17 protein-coding genes and 1 pseudogene are annotated in these 19710 nt (G+C 56.3%); 15 read left to right on the top strand and 3 right to left on the bottom strand.

Features of this window, described 5'->3' with window-relative positions; all coding sequences use genetic code 11:
- The first annotated feature begins 87 nt into the window (after positions 1-87).
- The 11 genes from NH344_RS07725 to NH344_RS07775 all read left to right on the top strand — a co-directional run bounded on the left by NH344_RS07725 (position 88) and on the right by NH344_RS07775 (position 13218).
- Positions 88-1581: an NAD(P)H-hydrate dehydratase gene (locus tag NH344_RS07725; protein ID WP_253027729.1), complete on the top strand. Its 1494-nt coding sequence runs from the start codon at positions 88-90 to the stop codon at positions 1579-1581.
- A gap of 11 nt (positions 1582-1592) precedes the next feature.
- Positions 1593-2090 (top strand): tRNA (adenosine(37)-N6)-threonylcarbamoyltransferase complex ATPase subunit type 1 TsaE, encoded by a 498-nt coding sequence (gene tsaE / locus NH344_RS07730; RefSeq protein ID WP_213263008.1) that lies wholly within the window; start codon positions 1593-1595, stop codon positions 2088-2090.
- A gap of 95 nt (positions 2091-2185) precedes the next feature.
- Complete coding sequence (locus NH344_RS07735) at positions 2186-3559, top strand: N-acetylmuramoyl-L-alanine amidase (protein WP_253027733.1); 1374 nt, start codon at positions 2186-2188, stop codon at positions 3557-3559.
- A 74-nt stretch (positions 3560-3633) separates the two neighbouring features.
- Positions 3634-5547: a DNA mismatch repair endonuclease MutL gene (gene mutL, locus NH344_RS07740; RefSeq protein ID WP_253027730.1), complete on the top strand. Its 1914-nt coding sequence runs from the start codon at positions 3634-3636 to the stop codon at positions 5545-5547.
- A 33-nt stretch (positions 5548-5580) separates the two neighbouring features.
- Positions 5581-6519, top strand: a complete 939-nt coding sequence (miaA, locus tag NH344_RS07745) for a tRNA (adenosine(37)-N6)-dimethylallyltransferase MiaA (protein ID WP_058576422.1) — start codon at positions 5581-5583, stop codon at positions 6517-6519.
- A 135-nt stretch (positions 6520-6654) separates the two neighbouring features.
- Positions 6655-6903, top strand: a complete 249-nt coding sequence (gene hfq / locus NH344_RS07750; protein ID WP_044629095.1) for an RNA chaperone Hfq — start codon at positions 6655-6657, stop codon at positions 6901-6903.
- Positions 6904-6939: 36 nt separating this feature from the next.
- The gene (gene hflX, locus NH344_RS07755) at positions 6940-8250 is read left to right on the top strand and encodes a ribosome rescue GTPase HflX (RefSeq protein ID WP_062361206.1); all 1311 of its coding nucleotides are present in this window, start codon (positions 6940-6942) and stop codon (positions 8248-8250) included.
- Positions 8251-8385: 135 nt separating this feature from the next.
- Entirely contained in the window at positions 8386-9654 is a 1269-nt protein-coding gene (gene hflK, locus NH344_RS07760) for an FtsH protease activity modulator HflK (RefSeq protein WP_137093432.1), read from the top strand.
- Positions 9655-10539 carry a protease modulator HflC gene (gene hflC / locus NH344_RS07765; RefSeq protein ID WP_058576424.1) on the top strand — a complete coding sequence of 295 codons (885 nt, stop codon included), beginning with the start codon at positions 9655-9657 and terminating at the stop codon, positions 10537-10539.
- 190 nt (positions 10540-10729) lie between these two features.
- Complete coding sequence (locus tag NH344_RS07770) at positions 10730-11923, top strand: ATP phosphoribosyltransferase regulatory subunit (protein ID WP_058576425.1); 1194 nt, start codon at positions 10730-10732, stop codon at positions 11921-11923.
- Entirely contained in the window at positions 11923-13218 is a 1296-nt protein-coding gene (locus tag NH344_RS07775) for an adenylosuccinate synthase (protein WP_044629100.1), read from the top strand. Before NH344_RS07770 ends, NH344_RS07775 begins: the two co-directional genes overlap by 1 nt.
- A 54-nt stretch (positions 13219-13272) precedes the next feature.
- Here the strand turns inward: NH344_RS07775 and cobO are convergent, their stop codons facing one another.
- On the bottom strand, positions 13273-13872 hold the full coding sequence (gene cobO, locus NH344_RS07780) for a cob(I)yrinic acid a,c-diamide adenosyltransferase (RefSeq protein ID WP_044630768.1): 600 nt from the start codon (positions 13870-13872) through the stop codon (positions 13273-13275).
- A gap of 209 nt (positions 13873-14081) precedes the next feature.
- Between cobO and NH344_RS07785 the strand changes: the two genes are divergently transcribed.
- The 4 genes from NH344_RS07785 (at position 14082) to NH344_RS07800 (ending at position 19019) form a co-directional block, all read left to right on the top strand.
- Entirely contained in the window at positions 14082-14567 is a 486-nt protein-coding gene (locus NH344_RS07785) for a YajQ family cyclic di-GMP-binding protein (protein ID WP_044630767.1), read from the top strand.
- A 77-nt stretch (positions 14568-14644) separates the two neighbouring features.
- Positions 14645-17275: an aminopeptidase N gene (gene pepN / locus NH344_RS07790; protein ID WP_253027731.1), complete on the top strand. Its 2631-nt coding sequence runs from the start codon at positions 14645-14647 to the stop codon at positions 17273-17275.
- A gap of 40 nt (positions 17276-17315) precedes the next feature.
- On the top strand, positions 17316-18275 hold the full coding sequence (gene yegS, locus NH344_RS07795) for a lipid kinase YegS (protein ID WP_058576428.1): 960 nt from the start codon (positions 17316-17318) through the stop codon (positions 18273-18275).
- A 30-nt stretch (positions 18276-18305) separates the two neighbouring features.
- Positions 18306-19019, top strand: coding sequence for a hypothetical protein (locus tag NH344_RS07800; RefSeq protein WP_253027732.1), 714 nt, complete (start codon positions 18306-18308; stop codon positions 19017-19019).
- A 61-nt stretch (positions 19020-19080) separates the two neighbouring features.
- Here NH344_RS07800 and NH344_RS07805 read toward each other — a convergent pair whose 3' ends face one another.
- Positions 19081-19284, bottom strand: a complete 204-nt coding sequence (locus NH344_RS07805) for a cold-shock protein (RefSeq protein ID WP_044630763.1) — start codon at positions 19282-19284, stop codon at positions 19081-19083.
- 173 nt (positions 19285-19457) lie between these two features.
- Positions 19458-19710 (bottom strand): annotated as a pseudogene (locus NH344_RS07810) (ISL3 family transposase); the annotation flags it as partial.

Raw genomic sequence — 19710 nt, forward strand, 5'->3', positions numbered from 1 at the left:
TAGCCTCTGCCACAACATGCCGTGCGTGCCTAAGCTGACACTGGCTGTGTTTAAGCGTTGATTTAGTACCCTATTTAAGGAGCAATCGTGTCTACGTTGAGTACCTCTTCGCTACGCCCCCTTTATAAGGCGACTCAAGTGCGCGAGCTGGATCAGCGCACCATTGCAGGCGGTATCGAAAGCTTTGCCTTGATGCAGCGAGCCGCCTCTAGCGCTTGGCACAGCTTTCGTTCCCGCTGGCCTCAGGCGCGCAGTGTCACGGTGCTTTGCGGCGGCGGTAATAACGGCGGCGATGGGCATGTATTGGCGGCGCTGGCCATGCAGTCGGGGCTTAAGGTGCAGCGCCTTTCCCTCAAGCCGCGAGACGCGCTTTCTGGCGACGTTGCCCGTGCCGCGGAGCTGGCAACGGCCGCCGGGGTAGGGTTTGAAGAGTGGCACCCGCACACTACGCTTGCCGGTGAGGTCATTGTCGATGCGTTGCTGGGTACCGGGCTTTCCGGCGAGGTCGAAGGCAGCATTAAGCAGGCCATTAAAGCGATGAATACGGCATCTCAGCCAGTGCTGGCGCTGGATATCCCGTCGGGCATTTCAGCCGATACTGGCGCGATGTTAGGCACAGCAGTGGAAGCCACCTGCACGGTAACCTTTATTGGCGACAAAATTGGTCTGCATACCGGTGATGCCCCGGCGTATACCGGCGATATCGATTTTCGCCCGCTGGGCGTCAAAGCCCAGGCATTTTTTGATATTCCACCTACCGCTTGGCGGCTGGATGATGCGCTGCTAGGCGAGGCTTTCACTCCACGTTCTCGTACTAGCCATAAGGGCAGCTTGGGGCATGTGCTGGTGATGGGCGGTGCGCCGGGCTTTGGTGGCGCAGCGCTGCTGGCTTCCCAGGCGGCTGCACGCTTGGGTGCCGGTAAGGTAACGTTGGCCACGGCACACGAACATATCACCGCAAGCCTAGTGCGCTGCCCAGAAGTCATGGCGCGGGCGGTGCGTGGTGGTGCTGATGCGGCAGATTTGCCTGCCTCAGCGGATGTGGTGGTGATAGGGCCAGGGCTTGGGCAAGAGTCCTGGGGGCAGGCGATGTTGCAAAGCGCGCTTAAGGCTTCTTCACCGCTGGTAGTGGATGCCGATGCGCTCAACTTGTTGGCAAGCCGCTGGCCAGACCTCCGCCGGGATAACTGGATACTCACGCCTCATCCTGGTGAGGCAGCAAGGCTGCTGGGGTGCTCTGTGTCTGATGTCCAAGCCGACCGGCCTGAGGCTGCCCGTGCATTGCAACGCGCTCGTGGCGGTATAGTGATATTGAAAGGAGCAGGCAGCCTGATTGCCGGGCCGAGCGGATTGGTGGTTTGCCCTTACGGGAATCCAGGCATGGCGAGTGGCGGGATGGGAGATATATTAAGCGGTATATTAGGCGCTTTGGTGGGGCAGTTTAATAGCCTGGAGCAGAGCGCATGGCTGGGCGTGATGGCACACGCTTTAGCGGGGGATGAAGCCGCTAAAGCAGCGGGCGAGCGTGGCCTGTTAGCAAGTGATCTGGCATCCTATGCACGAGTGTTAATTAACCCGTGAAGGCGGCCAACATGCAGGTGCAATTGAACGATGAAGCGGCCCACGTCGCTTTTGGCGAAGCGCTGGGTCAAGCGCTAAAAGGTCACGGGCGTGTTTATTTAGAAGGCGATTTAGGGGCAGGTAAAACGACCTTAACGCGCGGCATTTTGCGGGCCTACGGTTATCAAGGGGCGGTGAAAAGCCCCACCTACACCTTGGTAGAGCCTTATGAGCTTGGCGATCAACGTATTTATCACCTTGATTTGTATCGCCTAGCAGACCCGGAAGAGCTGGAGTTCATCGGTGGACGCGATGTGCTGGCCGACGATGCGCTATGTCTGATTGAGTGGCCGAGCCGAGGGGAGGGCTGGTTGCCCGCCCCAGATCTGCGTATTCAACTGAGCGTTGCTGAAACTGGACGCGTCGCGCTATTAAACGCCGGTAGTTCTCTTGGCGAAGATGTCATAGAGCAACTGGCGCGTCAGTGTGTCGGGATGCAACAGGAGTGTGGTGTGATTCAATGGATATGAAAAGCCCACTGGCTCGTTTAATAGGTCAGTTAGCAACTGGCTGCGCGGTTTTATTGGTAGGTACCGCTACTCTGCAGGCGGCCACCGTTGAGAGCATGCGACTCTGGGCAGCACCCGATCATGCTCGTTTGGTGTTTGATCTTACCGCTGCCGCAGAGGCCAATGTGTTTTCATTAGAAAACCCATCGCGCCTAGTCATTGATCTTGATGAGAGCCAGCTGAATACCGACGTATCAACACTGCCGCTAGATGGCAGTGCGATTGCGGAAGTGCGAACCGGCGTGCGGGATGGTGGTGGCCTGCGGGTCGTGCTTGAGTTGAATCGTGATATTGAGCCGCGCCACTTTACGCTACCGCCTAATGATCAGTATGGCCACCGTCTCGTGGTGGATTTGGAGTACCCTGGCGAAAGCGCTGTGGAGAACCCTATCGACCCTATTGAGGCGATGATTCGTGACCAGGAGATGCTGGCGCAGCGCACGGCTCAGGCCCAGTTGTCCGGTGTGGAAGCTGACGTTTCTACACCTACGCCCGCGCAGCCTCCCGTCGAGGTTCAGCCCGCTCAGCCTCACCCACAGCGTGACATAATTATTGCTGTTGATGCGGGGCACGGCGGCGAAGACCCCGGTGCGATTGGCCCATCGGGTACTCGTGAAAAGGATGTGGTGTTGGATATCGCCCGACGGCTGGCTGCTGAGGTGAATCGAACCCAAGGCTTCAAGGCTGTGTTGATTCGTGACGGCGACTATTATTTGGGGTTACGCCAGCGTACTCAGCTTGCCCGCGAGCAGAAAGCTGACTTCTTTGTATCGGTACATGCCGATGCGTTTACCAGCCCAAGGCCCCAGGGTAGCTCCGTTTATGCGCTTTCACAGCGGGGGGCAACGTCAGAAACGGCTCAGTGGCTGGCGGATAGCGAGAACCGCTCCGACTTGATTGGCGGCGTCGATGGCAGTTTGTCGCTACGTGATAAAGACCAAGTACTGCGCGGCGTGCTGCTGGATCTCACCATGACGGCTACGCTCAACGACTCGCTCTCGATTGGCGGGCAGGTGCTTGAACAACTTGGGCGCGTGAACCGGTTGCATAAATCTCGGGTAGAGCAGGCGGGCTTCATGGTGCTGAAATCGCCGGATATTCCCTCGCTACTGATTGAAGTGGGCTTTATCTCAAACCCAGATGAAGAGCGCCGCCTGCGCGACCCGGTGCATCAGCAGGGGCTAGCAACGGCCATTTTCAGTGGCTTGCGCAATCATTTTCAGCGTAACCCGCCCCCAGCGAGCCTGCTGGCGTGGCAGCGCGATAATCAGCGTAGCCCTACCGGAAACGAGTACCGCATTCAGTCCGGTGATACGCTATCGGCGATTGCGATTCGCCACGGCGTACCGGTGAACCAGCTAAAGCAAGCGAACGACCTGAATGGCGATGTTATCCGTGTGGGTCAGGTGTTGCGTATCCCCAGTTCTTAAGCCGTTGTTTAAGCGTCTGGGCTAGAAACGGGTGCTTAAAAAATCGTTTTGATGATTAGCTTCTGAGGTGTTGGTTGACTGAATTGAACTCGCTGTCTGGCCGTATTCATGTGCTCGACCCCCGCTTAGCGAACCAAATCGCGGCGGGGGAGGTGGTCGAGCGCCCCTCGTCAGTGACAAAAGAGCTGATTGAGAACGCCATTGATGCGGGCAGTCAGCGTATTGAAGTAGAGATCGAGCAGGGCGGTGCCCGGCTGATTAAAGTGCGCGACGATGGCATCGGTATTGGCGAGCAGGACTTGCCGCTGGCGCTGGCCCGCCATGCCACCAGCAAAATCAGCAGCCTGGAGGATCTAAAAGGCGTTAGTTCGCTGGGTTTCCGCGGCGAGGCACTAGCATCTATCAGCTCCGTCTCGCGCCTAGAGCTAGTCTCTAATGCCGATGAAGACCCCCGCCAGGGGTGGCGGGTAGTGGCGGAGGGCCGTGGCATGGAGGCCAGGGTAACGCCCACGCCGCACCCCCGAGGCACCAGTGTTTCTGTGCGCGATCTGTTTTTTAATACGCCAGCGCGGCGCAAGTTCTTGCGCACTGAAAAGACCGAGTTTGCCCACGTGGAAGAGGCGTTTCGTCGTCAAGCGCTGTCGCGCTACGACATTGCCTGGGTACTGAGGCACAATCAAAAAGTGGTGCACCAGCTGCCGCCGGGCAATACGCCCACTGCGCGCGAGCGCCGTATTGCCTCCCTGCTGGGTAAAAATTTTATTGAGCATGCGCGTTATATTGAACGCGAAGCGGGTAGCCTTAGGTTAAGCGGCTGGGTGGGGCTGCCGACCCACTCTCGCTCCCAGGCTGACCAGCAGTACTTCTTCGTCAATGGCCGGGTCGTGCGTGACCGCTTAGTGGCGCATGCGGTGCGCCAGGCCTACCGAGACGTGCTGTATAACGGTCGTCATCCGGTTTTTGTACTCTATCTTGAGCTGGACCCGGATGTGGTCGACGTTAACGTCCATCCCACCAAGCATGAAGTGCGCTTTCGTGATGGCCGGATGGTCCATGACTTTCTCTATTCAAGCTTGCACCACTGTCTAGCGGCTTCAAAGCCTTCCGAAGAGGAGCAGTCCTCGCCAGAAGATCATCCGGTGCCTGTTGTCCCTGAAGCGGCCACAACGGAAGAGCCGCCCGCGCCACGTTGGCAGCAGCAGGGCATGCCGCTATCGGAGGGGGCGGATCGGCACCCCGGCGCCGAGCGGGTGCGCCGGTTTATGCAAGGGTATCAGGCGCTCCATCCTGATCACGAAGAGACGCTGTTAACGCCTCAACCAAGCCCGCCCGGCCAGCGCCCAGCTGCTAACGAAGTGCGCGAAGCGCCGCTTGCTATGCCTGCCCACGATGCCACCGCGGCACCGCCGCTGGGCTTTGCGTTAGGCCAGTTGCATGGCGTGTATATCCTGGCTCAAAACGCCCAGGGGTTGGTGTTGGTCGATATGCATGCGGCTCATGAGCGGATCGTATATGAACGCATGAAAAACCAACTGGCGGCGGCTAAAGGGATCGATACGCAGCCGCTGTTAGTGCCCGTATCGCTGGCGGCGAGTCGCAGCGAAGTGGCTACTGCAGAGAGCGAACGTGACGCTATTGCTCAGCTAGGCGTTGAGTTGGATGTGGCAGGCCCCGAGACGCTGCTGGTGCGCCAACTGCCCGCTCTGCTGGCTCAGGCCGACCCTGAAGCGCTGGTGCGTGAAATGCTTGAAGAGCTAGCTCGATTTGGCCGTACGCATCAGGTAGAGGCGCGTATTCATGAGTTGCTGTCTACCATGGCGTGCCATGGCAGCGTGCGTGCCAATCGTCGTTTAACGCTCGATGAAATGAATGCCCTGTTGCGCGATATGGAACGCACCGAGCGCAGCGATCAGTGCAATCACGGTCGCCCTACTTGGACGCAAATGAGCATGCAAGCGCTCGACCGACTTTTTTTACGTGGCCAGTAATGATGAAGACAATAAACGGAGTGCGGTAAACAGATGGCTGATACACGCCCCTGGGCGATATTTTTGATGGGGCCTACTGCCGCTGGAAAAACCGACGCGGCAATAGCGCTCCACGAGCAGTTAGGTCACGAGCTCATCAGCGTGGATTCCGCCATGGTCTACCGGGGAATGGATGTGGGCAGCGCTAAGCCCAGCGCTGAGGAGCTTGCGCGGGCACCCCATCGGCTTATTGATATTCGCGACCCTGCCGACCCTTACTCCGCGGCAGATTTTCGTGAAGACGCCCTGCAAGAGATGCGGCAAATCAGCGCGGCTGGGAAAGTGCCGCTGCTGGTAGGCGGCACAATGCTTTACTTTAAACGCTTAGTGGAAGGTGTCGCGAACCTGCCTTCTGCGGATGCCGCTATTCGTGAACAGCTTGAAGTGAAGCGACAAGCCGAAGGCTTAGCGGGCTTGCATCGCGCACTCGCTGAAGTGGACCCGACTTCGGCGGCGCGTATTCATCCTAATGACCCCCAGCGGTTAATGCGGGCTTTGGAAGTGTTTTACGCCAGCGGTCGACCCATGAGCGAACTGTGGGCCGAACAGCAGCCTGAAACCTTTCCGTGGCGGGTGTTGTCGATAGCGCTAGCGCCTAATGATCGTAAGATACTTCATCAACGTATTGCCCAACGTTTTGAAACAATGTTGGGTGAGGGCTTGATAGATGAGGTGGCCGCCCTCAGAAAGCGTAATGATATTCATCTTGGCTTGCCATCGATGAAGAGTGTTGGCTACCGTCAAGTATGGGAATATTTAGACGGCGCTTACGATCAGGGCGAGCTGGTGTCACGAGGGGTCATTGCCACTCGGCAGCTAGCGAAGCGTCAGCTCACTTGGTTGCGTAGCTGGCCGTCACTTAACTGGATAGACTCGCAGCAGCCAGACGCATTGGATAAGCTTCTGAAATTCGTGCGTGACAGCGGTGCTTAGCGTAAGATAGTGATTTCGAGTGGCCGGCGAGCGCTTTTGACACACCGGGCCTTTCGGGCAACAAGATTGCGGCGTAGCACCAGTAGGGCACGCCATTTGATAACCAACCCCAACGACAGTTTTAGGGAGAGCAACATGTCCAAAGGGCAGTCCCTTCAAGACCCGTACCTGAACATCTTGCGCAAGGAGCGCATTCCGGTCTCTATTTTCCTGGTAAACGGCATTAAGCTGCAGGGCCAGATTGAATCGTTTGACCAGTTTGTCATCTTGTTGCGCAATACCGTCAGTCAGATGGTTTATAAACACGCTATTTCCACGGTAGTGCCTTCACGCAATGTGCGTTTGCCGGCACAAGACCCTTCAGCATCTGATGCTGAACTCTAACACTGCTGGATAGCAAGAGAGTCCACGAGGTATTGATTGTTTTTTGAACGCCCAGAAGCCGGTGAAACGGCAGTTCTTGTTCACGTAGATTTCTATGATGAGCAGGCGCGTGAAGACCCGGGTGAGTTCTTGGAGCTCGTGCGCTCTGCTGGCGCAGAGCCCGCGACATTGCTCACAGCCAGCCGACAGCGCCCTGATTCCCGTACGTTTATTGGGTCAGGTAAGTTGGATGAGCTGCGGGCAATGCTCGCAGCTCATCAAGCGGAACTGGTGATCTTCAACCACAGTTTAAGCCCTTCCCAGCAGCGTAACCTTGAGAAGGAACTCAAGTGTCGTGTCTTGGATCGCACCGGTCTGATTCTCGATATTTTTGCGCAGCGGGCACGAACACATGAAGGTAAGCTGCAAGTAGAGCTTGCCCAGCTTGAGTATATGTCCACACGCCTGATTCGCGGCTGGACACACCTTGAGCGCCAAAAAGGCGGCATTGGCCTGCGCGGTCCTGGCGAAACCCAGCTAGAGACTGACCGACGGCTGCTGCGCGGCCGCATTAAATCTATTCATAAACGGCTCGATAAAGTACGCAGCCAGCGCGAGCAGAATCGGCGTGCTCGGGCTCGGGCGGAGATCCACAGTGTTTCGCTGGTGGGTTATACCAACGCGGGTAAGTCGACGCTGTTTAACGCGTTGACCAGCGCTGAGGTTTATGCGGCTGATCAACTGTTTGCTACCCTGGATCCAACGCTCCGTCGGCTTGAAATCGAAGACGTTGGGCCCGTTGTTATGGCGGATACGGTTGGTTTTATTCGCCATTTGCCGCATAAGCTGGTGGAGGCCTTTCAGGCGACGCTGCAAGAGGCGGCCGAGGCAACTTTGCTGGTGCATGTCATCGATGCAGCTGACCCAGATCGAGAGCTAAACGTTGAGCAAGTCGATAATGTGCTCAAAGAGATCGGTGCTGACAGCGTGCCGGTGCTCAAAGTCATGAATAAAATCGACAAGCTAGACAGCGCCCCGCGCATTGAGCGCGACGGCCATGGCGTGCCAGAGGTAGTTTGGCTGTCTGCTCAGCAGGGCCAAGGGCTTGATCTATTGCATGAAGCTTTGACCGAGCGCCTTGCCAATGACGTGATTGGTTTTTCGCTTACACTGTCACCAGAGCAGGGTAAGTTACGCGCTGGCTTGCATGAGCTTAACGCCGTACGCGAAGAGAGTTTTGATGAGCAAGGGCGCTCCGTGTTGGATGTGCGCTTGCCCAGGCGCGACTTTAACCAGTTGATGGCTCAACTGGGTGAGCGTGCCAATACCTATTTACCAGAAGCATTACGCGAATCTGACGAATGGTAGCCCATCAAGTACCTACTCCACAGTCATTGACTGTGGAGTTGTGGTACACGATTGATATAGCAACAATATCAAAAGCACCCGGCCTTGCATAAGCACAAGGCAAAGTGCAGGTGAACACCTTAGTGGAGACGAAGTATGGCCTGGAATGAGCCCGGTGGTGGCAACCAGCACGACCCCTGGAGTGGTGGTGGTCGACGTGGTAACAGCGGCGGCGATCGCGGTGGGAGCAATGGTGGTGGCAATAACGGCAATAAAGGTGGCAATAATCAAGGGCCACCCGATCTTGACGAAGCGCTGAAAAAATTCCAAGACAAGCTGAACGGCATGCTTGGCGGCGGCAGTAAGAAAAGTGGCGGGGGCGGTAATGGTAAAAGCGGGGGCGGTAAACCTCGCAATTCCTTTGCGTTGCCGGGCCTCTTGATTATTGTTGCGCTTGCCATTTGGGGTGCCTCAGGCTTTTACTTGGTTGACCAGTCTGAGCGTGGGGTTGTACTGCGCTTTGGTGAGTACCAAGGCATTGTTGAGCCAGGCCTGCAGTGGAATCCACCGCTGATTGATGATGTGCGCATGGTAAACGTAACACGCGTTCGTTCCGTCTCTCAGACCCAGTCCATGCTGACTCGCGACGAGAACATCGTTGAAGTGGAAATCTCTGCGCAGTACCAAGTCGCCAACCCGCGTGACTTTGTACTTAACGTACGTAATCCCGCTCTCTCTATTGAGAATGCGCTGGATTCTGCACTGCGTCATGTGGTCGGTGGTACGGATATGATTGATATCCTGACCTCTGGTCGTGAGATTTTGGGTAGCTCGGTGGCGAGCCGTCTGCAAGCATACTTAGATGCCTATGGTGCCGGTATTCGTCTGCAAACCATCAACATTGAATCAACATCTGCACCTGCACCGGTTATTGATGCCTTTGATGACGTTATTCGTGCTCGCGAAGATCGCCAGCGGACCATCAACGAAGGTATGGCTTATGCCAACGCGATCATCCCAGCTGCACAAGGCCAAGCTCAGCGTGTTGTAGAGCAGGGTCAGGGTTACCGGGAGTCGGTAGTCGCTGAAGCGCAAGGTCAAGCCAACCGTTTTAATGCGCTGTTAACTGAGTACCGTAATGCGCCAGAGGTCATGCGTGAACGTATGTATCTGGATGCAATTGAAGAAGTGTTTGGTAGCACGCCCAAGGTGCTGTTGGATGTGAGCGAAAATGCTCCGCTGATGTACCTGCCGCTAGACCAGATGCGCAGTAACAGTGGTAGTGACAGCAGTTCAACGACTGATAGCAGTGGCGATAGCAGCAGCGATGCGATTGATCCGCGCGTGCTGGAGTCGCTGCGGGGCAGCCAAAGCAGCTCCTCATCGTCGTCTAGTAACAACCCTATCCGCAGGGAGGGCCGCTAAATGATTAATAATCGATCCCTGCTTATCGTAGGTGGCTTGGCCGCCGTGGCGTGGCTAGCAAGTAACAGCCTATACGTAGTGGATGAAACCGAGCGTGCGGTGAAGCTGCGTTTTGGTGAAGTCATCGAAGAGAATATTCAGCCGGGCCTGCATGCCAAAATTCCGATTGCTCAGACAATCCGTAAATTTGACACGCGTTTGCTGACACTGGATACCGATACCAGCCGTTACCTGACCCTTGAGCAGAAAGCGGTAATCGTAGACTCCTACGTAAAGTGGCAAGTGGTTAACCCCACTCGCTACTACGAGGCGACCGCAGGTGATGAGATGATGGCGATTCGCCTGATTCAGCCACGGGTCGATGAGAGTCTGCGTAACGAGTTTGGTCGCTTGAACCTTCAGGAAATTATTGCCGAGCGCCGTGATGACCTAATGACAGGCCCGACAGCAGAGCTTGACGAGCTGATGCGTGAAGAGCTCGGCGTGGCGATTCGCGATATCCGTATCAAGCGTATCGACCTGCCGGAAGATGTCTCTGCCGCTGTGTTCGAGCGTATGCGTTCAGAGCGGGAGCGTGAAGCCCGTGAGTGGCGCGCCCAGGGTCAAGAAGAAGCTGAGCGTATTCGTGCTAACGCCGATCGCCGCCGTCAGGTTCTGCTTGCTCAAGCTAACGAGCGCGCCGAAACCCTGCGTGGTGAAGGTGACGCCGAGGCAGCTGCGATCTTCTCCCAGGCTTACGGCCAGGATCAGGAGTTTTTCGCTTTCTGGCGCAGTCTAAACGCCTATCGTGAAAGCTTCTCTGGCGATGGCAACCTGCTGGTGCTTGAGCCGGATAGCGACTTCTTCCGCTATCTGCGTAGCGCAGTGCCTAATAGCGCTGAGTAATGGCGCGGAACCCCGTCAAGCGGTGTGCTTGGCGGGGTTCATCTAGCGCATAAACGTGATAGACTTCATCTACCGGGCGTCGCCCGGTTTTTTTGTGGCCCTCGTTTCGTGAACGTTTCCACGCAGCGCCTTGTGAGGCTGTTGGTGGTGTCGTCAGAAGGGGCCTTCATCGTCTCGCAGGATTGTTCACATGACCATCGCTGACCGCTGGCTATTGCCCGACGGCATGGATGAGGTGCTGCCGCCTCAGGCAAGCCGCATGGAAGAGCTGCGCCGTGCGCTGCTTGATCTTTACCATTGCTGGGGCTACGACCAAGTAATGCCGCCGCCGGTGGAGTTTTTGGACTCCTTGCTGACAGGTACCGGCACAGACCTCGACCTTCAAACGTTCAAGCTTACCGACCAACTGACGGGCCGCATGATGGGTGCATCTGCCGATGTGACGCCTCAAGTTGCGCGTATGGACGCTCACTCCCTAAAACGCCAAGGCCCGGTGCGTCTGTGTTACTGCACCAATGTGCTGCGCGCAAAGGCCGACCAGCATCAGGGCGGCCGAAGCCCCGTACAGGTTGGTGTGGAGCTGTTTGGTCATGCAGGCTTAGAGGCTGATAGTGAAATTATCCACTTAGCATTAGCAAGTCTGCATGCGGCGGGCGCTGATGAAATTCACCTGGCGTTGGGCCACATTGGTATTTACCGTAGCCTTGTAGAGGCCGCTGCACTCAGCGATGAGCAAGAGCGTGTGCTATTTGAGGCCTTGGCGTTAAAATCACCGGGTCAGCTAGCAGAGCAAGTGAACGTCAGTGTGAGTGATCCTGTGCTGGCCGATATGCTGATGGCCTTGGGTGAGTTACATGGCGATGCCAGTGTGTTGGCCCAGGCCCGCGAGCGCTTTGCAGGTGCGCCTGCGCCTGTAACTGCAGCCCTCGACCAGCTAGAAGCGCTTTATAAAGGCGTTCTGGCGCGCTTTGACGTCTCGCTCTATTTTGATCTGGCAGAGCTGCGTGGCTATCAATACCACACCGGTATGATGTTCGCGGCTTACGTGCCGGGTTATGGCCATGCGCTGGCCAAAGGCGGGCGCTATGATGATACCGGGCGCGCGTTTGGCCGTGCACGGCCTGCCACCGGTTTCTCGATGGACCTGAAACAACTGGCATCGCTGGCGCTGGCTTCACCCAGCCGGGGTGCAATTTGGGCTCCTGCCCAAGAAGAAGAGTCGCTTAACGCTGCCATTGTGGCGCTGCGTGAGCAGGGTGAACGCGTAATTCAAGCGCTGCCTGGGCAGCGTACTGGGCCGGCGGAGCACAGCTGTGACCGCCGTCTTGAGTTTATCGATGGTCGTTGGCAGACAACGACCCTGACACAAGAGACGAGTGCATAATGGGTAAGAATGTCGTAGTCCTGGGTACCCAATGGGGTGATGAAGGCAAAGGCAAGATCGTTGACCTGCTCACCGAATCCGCCTCTGCTGTGGTGCGCTTCCAAGGCGGCCATAACGCAGGCCACACGCTGGTCATCGACGGTGAGAAAACCGTTCTTCACCTGATTCCTTCAGGCGTGCTGCGCCCTGGTAAAACCTGCGTGATTGGCAACGGTGTTGTGCTCTCGCCGGAAGCGCTGATCAAAGAGATCCGCGAGTTGGAAGCGAAGGGCGTGCCCGTGCGTGAGCGCCTGCGTCTTTCTCCGGCGTGCCCGCTGATTCTGCCTTACCATGTGCGCCTAGACCAAGCTCGTGAGAAAGCCCGCGGTGTTGCCAAAATCGGTACTACTGGTCGTGGTATTGGCCCGGCGTACGAAGACAAAGTGGCTCGTCGCGGCCTGCGTTTGGGCGATATGCTTCATCGCGAGCGGTTTGCCTCCAAACTCGGTGAAGTGCTCGACTACCACAACTTTGTACTGGTGAATTACCACGGTGAGCCGGCGGTAGACTTCCAGGAAGTGCTGGATAGCGCCATGCAAATGGCCGAAGAGCTGCGTCCGATGGTCAGCGATACGGTCAGTATGGTTCATGACCTGCGTAAAGCCGGTGAGAATATCCTGTTTGAAGGTGCTCAAGGCTCGCTGCTGGATATCGACCACGGTACCTACCCCTATGTGACCAGTTCGAACACCACCGCGGGTGGTACGGCGACTGGTTCTGGTGTCGGTCCGCTCTACCTGGACTACGTGCTGGGTATTACCAAAGCCTATACCACTCGTGTCGGCTCCGGCCCGTTCCCCACCGAGCTGTTTGACGATCACGGCCGTCACCTAGCTGAGCGTGGCCATGAGTTTGGTGCTACTACGGGCCGCCCGCGTCGCTGTGGCTGGTTTGATGCCGTTGCCTTGCGTCACGCGGTACAGATCAACTCGGTATCGGGTATCTGCCTGACCAAGCTGGACGTACTGGATGGCTTGGAAAATATCCGCGTGTGTGTCGGCTACCGCAGCAAAGATGGCGACGTGCTGGATAACCCGGTGGATTCAGAGGGCTACGAAGCGGTAGAGCCGGTCTATCACGATCTGCCAGGCTGGAAAGAGTCCACGCTGGGCGCTAAGAAGGTGGAAGACTTACCGGCTAATGCCCGTGCATACATCAGCTTCCTCGAAGAGCAGGTAGGCACCAGCATCGATATCATTTCTACCGGTCCCGATCGTATTGAAACCATCGTGCTGCGCAACCCGTTCGAAGGCTAGGTCGTACACCTTCAGGTGATACTAAAAGGGCGGCTTGGCCGCCCTTTTTCGTGCTTAGAAATCGATGCCTCGCCGGGCCTGAAGGCCGTTGTTAAAAGCGTGTCGCACCTCCTGCATGTCGGTCACGGTGTCGGCCATGGCCACCAGCTCACGGTGGGCATTTCGCCCGGTAATGATCACGGTTTGTTCCTGCGGACGGTCCAGTAGCGCCTGTTTGACCGTGGCGATATCGAGATAGCCAAACTTCAGCATGTAGGTGAGTTCGTCCAACACCACGAGATACATCTCGGGGTCTGCCAGCATTTTCTGCGCTTCTTGCCAGACCTCCTGACAGGCGGCGGTGTCCGCTTCGCGATTTTGCGTATCCCAGGTAAAGCCGGTTGCCATGATAGCGACGCTCAAATGAGGATCGGCTTCCAGCCGATTGCGCTCGCCACACTCCCATAACCCCTTGATGAACTGCACCACGCCTACTTTGTAGCCATAACCCAGCGCGCGCGTGACGGTGCCCCAGGCGGCGGTGGTTTTGCCTTTTCCGTTGCCCGTGTTGATGAGCAGCATTCCGCGCTGCTCGGTGGCATTGGCGACTTTTTCGTCCACTCGCGCTTTGAGTTTTTCCATCGATGCTTTATGGCGGGTATCGCGATCACTCATGGTCTCTCCTCGTTGAAAGAGTACAGGGCTATGTCAGCAGGTTACGACAGAGGCGCACAATTTAACATCGCCCTGAGAGGTGTTTGTATAGCTTTTAAGCTTGATGTGACCGGCTTGCAGAGTTTTTGTCCAGCTTTTTCTAAGAGAATTGGCCGGTTGGGGGCTTGCTGCTCTAGAATGGTGGGTCATGTCTTGTCAGGAATAGTGTCATGCCCTCATTTGATATCGTGTCAGAATTCGATCAGCACGAAGCCGCCAATGCGGTTGACCAAGCAAACCGTGAAGTCCAGTCACGGTTTGACTTTAAAGGCGTTGATGCCAGCTTCACGTTGGAAGGCGATAAGGTGCTGCTTGAGGCCGAAGTAGATTTCCAGCTCAAGCAAATGCTGGACGTGCTGCGTAACCGACTGATTGCCCGCGGTATCGACGCACGTTGCATGGACGTTAAAGACGCGGTGCTGTCTGGTGTGAAGGCGCGCCAGGAAGTAGAGCTCAAGCAGGGCCTCGACCAAGCAGAAGCCAAAGATGTGGTAAAGCGTATCAAAGGCAGTAAGTTGAAAGTACAGGCTCAAATTCAGGGCGAGAAGGTGCGCGTAACGGGTAAAAAGCGCGATGATTTGCAGAGTGTGATGGCACTACTGCGCGGTGAAGAAGGGCCTGATTTGCCGCTGCAGTTTGATAATTTCCGCGATTAACGATTATAAGAAATATTCATTGAGTAGCGCAGCGTTTGCGCTACTCGACTACTTAAAGCTTACAGGAGTTTCGCATTATGTCTGATCCGCAGCCGGTTTATTTAAGCGACTATCAGCCGCCCGCCTACCAAGTGACCCATACCGAGCTGACGTTTGATCTTGACCCCACCGCGACCCGTGTTAAAGCACGCCTTACCGTAGAGCGCCACGCCAGTGCTGAACAAACTGCGCCGCTGGTGCTGAACGGCGAACACCTGACGCTGCACGCGCTCGCGATCAACGGCCAGGCGCTCGCTGAGGCCGATTACCAGCTCACCGATGAGACGCTCACAATTCCCAGTGTTCCGGCAGCGTTTACCCTGGAGAGCGAAGTCGAGATTTCTCCTAGCAGTAACACTGCCTTAGAAGGGCTGTATCAATCGAACGGCATGTACTGCACGCAGTGCGAAGCGGAAGGATTTCGCCGCATCACCTATTACCCTGACCGCCCGGATGTCATGGCCACGTTTAAGGTCACCGTGATAGGTGATGCGCAGCGGGAGCCGGTGCTGTTGGCGAACGGTAACCCAGTTGATCAGGGCACCTTAGAGAGCGGCCGGCACTTTGTGACCTGGGAAGATCCGCACCCCAAGCCCTGCTATCTTTTTGCGCTGGTGGCAGGAGATTTAACCAAGGTCGAAGATCACTTCACCACCATGAGTGGCCGTAACGTGACGTTACAGCTCTGGGTGGAGCAAGAGAATCTCGATAAGACCGACCACGCCATGGCCTCGCTAAAGCGGGCAATGACTTGGGATGAAGAGACCTACGGCCGCGAGTATGACTTAGATCTGTTTATGATCGTGGCGGTGAATGACTTCAATATGGGGGCGATGGAGAACAAAGGATTAAACATCTTTAACTCCGCTGCCGTGCTGACCCACCCCAATACCGCCACCGATGCGGCGTTTCAGAATGTCGAAAGCATTGTGGCCCACGAATACTTCCACAACTGGTCGGGGAATCGCGTGACGTGCCGCGACTGGTTCCAGCTCTCGCTAAAAGAAGGTTTTACGGTATTCCGCGATCAGTGTTTTTCTGCGGATATCAATTCAGCCCCTGTCAAGCGCATTCAAGACGTCTCGTTTTTCCGCACCGCGCAATTTGCCGAAGATGCAGGTCCCACGGCGCATCCGGTTCGTCCGGATCACTATATCGAGATCACCAACTTCTACACTCTGACCATTTATGAAAAAGGGGCGGAAGTTGTGCGCATGCTGCGTAACCTGCTGGGCTGGGAGGCCTTCCGCCGTGGCTCGGATCTCTATTTCGAGCGCTTTGACGGTCAGGCCGTGACGATCGAAGACTTCGTGGGCTGCATGGCCGAGGTATCGGGCATCGATTTAAGCCAGTTCATGCGCTGGTACTCCCAGGCGGGCACGCCGGAAATCGATGCCCACGGTGAGTACGACTACGCCAACGCCGAGTACCATTTGACGCTGCGCCAGCGTACCCCCGCCACTCCCGGCCAGCCCGACAAGCAGCCGCTGCATATTCCTGTGCGCATGGGCTTAGTGGGTACAAAGTCCGGTCAGGATCTTACTCTGACGCTTGAAGGTGAAAAGCTGGGTAAGGACGCGGTCATTCACCTGACCGACGATGAGCAAACCTTTATTTTCACCGATGTGGCAGAGGCGCCGGTTCCATCGCTGCTGCGCGACTTCTCCGCCCCAGTAAAACTGCACTTCCCATACTCTCGCGAAGATTTGGCCTTTCTGTTGACCCACGATAGCGATGGTTTCAACCGCTGGGACGCGGGGCAAAGGCTCGCACTGCTGGCGCTGGATGACTTGATCGCCGCCCACCGCAACGGGGTAGAGAAGGTCATGGATAGCCGGGTGGTAGAAGCCTTTAGAACGCTCCTGACTTCCTCCATGGATGACAAGGCGGTACTGGCTGAGATGCTAACGCTGCCATCGGAAGCCTACATCGCCGAGCAGCAGCCGATTGTCGATGTGGATGCGATTCACGCCGCGCGTGAGTTTGTGCGCCAATCCTTGGCTCAGGCGCTGCGTGATGAATTTATCGCCGTGTATAAAGAGAATAGCACTGATGAAGCTTATGCGCCGACGCCTGAACAAATTGCCCAGCGCAGTCTCAAAAACATAGCGCTATCTTACTTAATGTCCATTGAGGACGACGAGAGTGTGGCACTTTGTGAAGCGCAGTTTGCCGCTGATCATAATATGACCGATGTACGCCATGCGTTGACACTGTTAGTACACAGCGACCGTGATGATTTGGCTAACCCCGCGCTGAAAGCGTTTGGTGAAAAGTGGGCACACGACCCGCTTGTGATGGATCAGTGGTTTACGATTCAGGTATCGCGCCCTCAGCCGGACGTATTGGAGCGCGTAAAGTACCTAATGCAGCACCCAGCGTTCTCCATCAAGAACCCCAACAAGGTGCGTGCGTTAGTAGGTGCCTTTGCGCAAAATCGGGTCAATTTCCATCGCTTGGATGGCAAAGGGTACGCGCTGTTGGCAGATGTGGTGATTGAGCTAAACCGCCTGAATCCAGAGATTGCCGCGCGGTTAATCACCCCCTTAACCCGCTGGCAGCGTTTTGATGAAGCGCGTCAGCAGTTAATGCGTGCGGAGCTAGAGCGGATCAAACAAGAACCGCTGTCGTCCAACGTGTTCGAGGTGGTCGAGAAAGCGCTGGCATAACGTGCATCCAGTGAATTAACCATGGAGAGGGAAGACACCGGTGACAGATTCACAGCAGTGTTATTTACTGATTATTAACGGTCAGTCTGCCGGAAATCCGGCGCTACGCGAGGCCGTTGAAGCACAGCGCAAGGCAGGGACGCCGATGATTGTTCGCGCTACTTGGGAAGGTGGCGATGCCGCCGAGTTTGCGGCCCAAGCCGTTGAACTAGGAGCTACCAGTGTGATCGCCTGTGGCGGCGATGGCACGGTAAACGAAGTGGTTAACGGGCTAATGCGCATCCCCCATGACCATCGTCCGAGCTTGGGCGTGGTGCCGATGGGCAGCGCGAATGATTTTGCCACTTCGGTGGGGTTACCTTTGAAGCCGGATCGCGCACTGGCGGATGCCGTTCGCTTGCCGTCTGCGCCCATCGATGTGATTCGTATGACAGCAGAAACCAGTGGCGAACCGTCGGTATGCTATTACATCAATATGACCACCGGTGGTTTTGGCGCAGAAATTACCTCCTCTACCCCCAAAACGTTAAAACGCATGTTAGGGGGAGGAGCCTACTCACTGATGGGGGCGCTCAAGGCGTGGCGGCATCGCAGTTATCGCGGCACGTTGCACTGGGGCGATCATGAGCAGGCCGCGTCACTGCTGCTGCTGGCACTGGGCAATGGGCGTCAATCGGGTGGGGGGCAGGTGCTGGCCCCTCGTGCCAAGCTTGATGATGGGCGATTGGACGTTCTGCTGGTCAAAGATTTTCATTCGGTGACGGAGCTCCCTGCGCTGCTAGGCGAGCTACAGCAGTTCCCTGCAGAAGGGCGTTATGTGCGCTACTTCACTGCCAGCCAGTTGACCGTTACCACTCGGTCCGATGATGAACCTTGGCCGCTGACCCTGGATGGTGAGGCAAAACGCTATCAACGATTCACCGCTGAAGTCGTCCCGCTAGCGTTGAAGGTACGCTTACCAGAAGGCTGTTCGCTGTTGTCTGCCAACGACCGCCACTAATGAATTCGAACCATTAAGGAGCATGACTCGATGAGCTACCGTGTATGGATGCCGCTACTGGCCAGTTTGGCCCTACTGCTGAGTGCCTGCGGCGACAGTCAAGAAGAGGCAAATGTCGTACCGGAAGAGAGCGCGGCCGAGCAGCCCAGTGAGACGCTAGCCGCTGCACCTGACACCAGTAGTGACGATGTTCCTTCGCCCTCCCAGGTGGAAGACGACATTGAACGTCAGGCGTCCGAGCCTTCCAATGTTCAGGAAGACCTGTCTTCCACCGTCAGTGAGTCAATTTCGGAGCCCCTGCAGGCGGACGAAGAGACGCTGGCCGCCGACCCCGACGAAGCCCTTGACGAAGCCAGCGCAATGCCGGGTGAAACCACGCGTTCTGATGTCGATGACGTGATTGCCGAGACTGAGCGTCGTTTCGAAGAGGCACAGCGTCAGTTGGAGCAACAGTTTCAAGAAATCGAGCAGCAGTCGCCCGAACTGGCACCCATGGAGAACGATCCCATCGAGCCAAGCTGGGAGCGCGAAAGCAGTTTACCCGAAGGTTCTTCCGTGGAAGGTGGGTTAGAAGCGAAAGATGTGGATGCGCTCATCGAAGATACCGAACGTCAATTCGAAGAGGCCCAGCAGCGCCTAGAAGAGCAGTTCCAAGCCTTGGAGAGTGAGCGCCCCACCAATAACGATAGCGAAGCGCAAGAGGCCGAAAGCTCCTCGGATGACACGTTGGATACATCGTCTTAAGAAGTAAACCCCAACCTATAAAAAAGGCCCGCATTCCGGGCCTTTATCCATTCGGTGCGGTTCAAGCAACGCGAATGTTGGAAGCCTGAAGGCCTTTTTTACCCTGAGTCACCTCGAAACTGACTTTCTGACCATCTTGCAGGGTCTTAAAACCTTCAGCTTGAATTTCGGAGAAGTGGGCAAAGAGATCGTCACCGCCGTCATCGGGAGAGATGAAGCCGTAACCTTTGGTGTCGTTGAACCACTTGACAGTGCCAGTTGCCATCGTTCATATCCTTAACGTGCTTAATGATTGAGCAGGTGGCTCATTGCCTACCTACCAAATCCACTTTAGAAGCAAATAATCAGCACGTCCAGTAGTGACGTGGTTAAGATTTTTTGGGTATACGGATTTAATGGTTGATGGGGCACCTTCACCCCATCAATCTGATACCACCCTCAGATGGTTGATAGATCGACTCCGTAGTTGAGTTCCTCTGCGAAGTCCGGCAGTCCGTAACCGATGGTTTTCTTGTAGAAAGGAGAGACCTTCGCAGTCGGTGCCTTCTTCTTGTGCTTCGTGGTGTAGGCGGCCAGCAGTTGCGGGAACGCGCCTGTCCAGGTCTCCATGATGAGGCGCTCCCGGTCTGAGACTTCGTGAGCGCGTTTCAGCAGGATTTTCCGGTCTCCCTTGAGAGTCCGGCTCTGGGAC

This window comes from Halomonas sp. Ps84H-12 (assembly GCF_024124725.1).
Taxonomy (GTDB): Bacteria; Pseudomonadota; Gammaproteobacteria; order Pseudomonadales; family Halomonadaceae; genus Vreelandella; species Vreelandella aquamarina.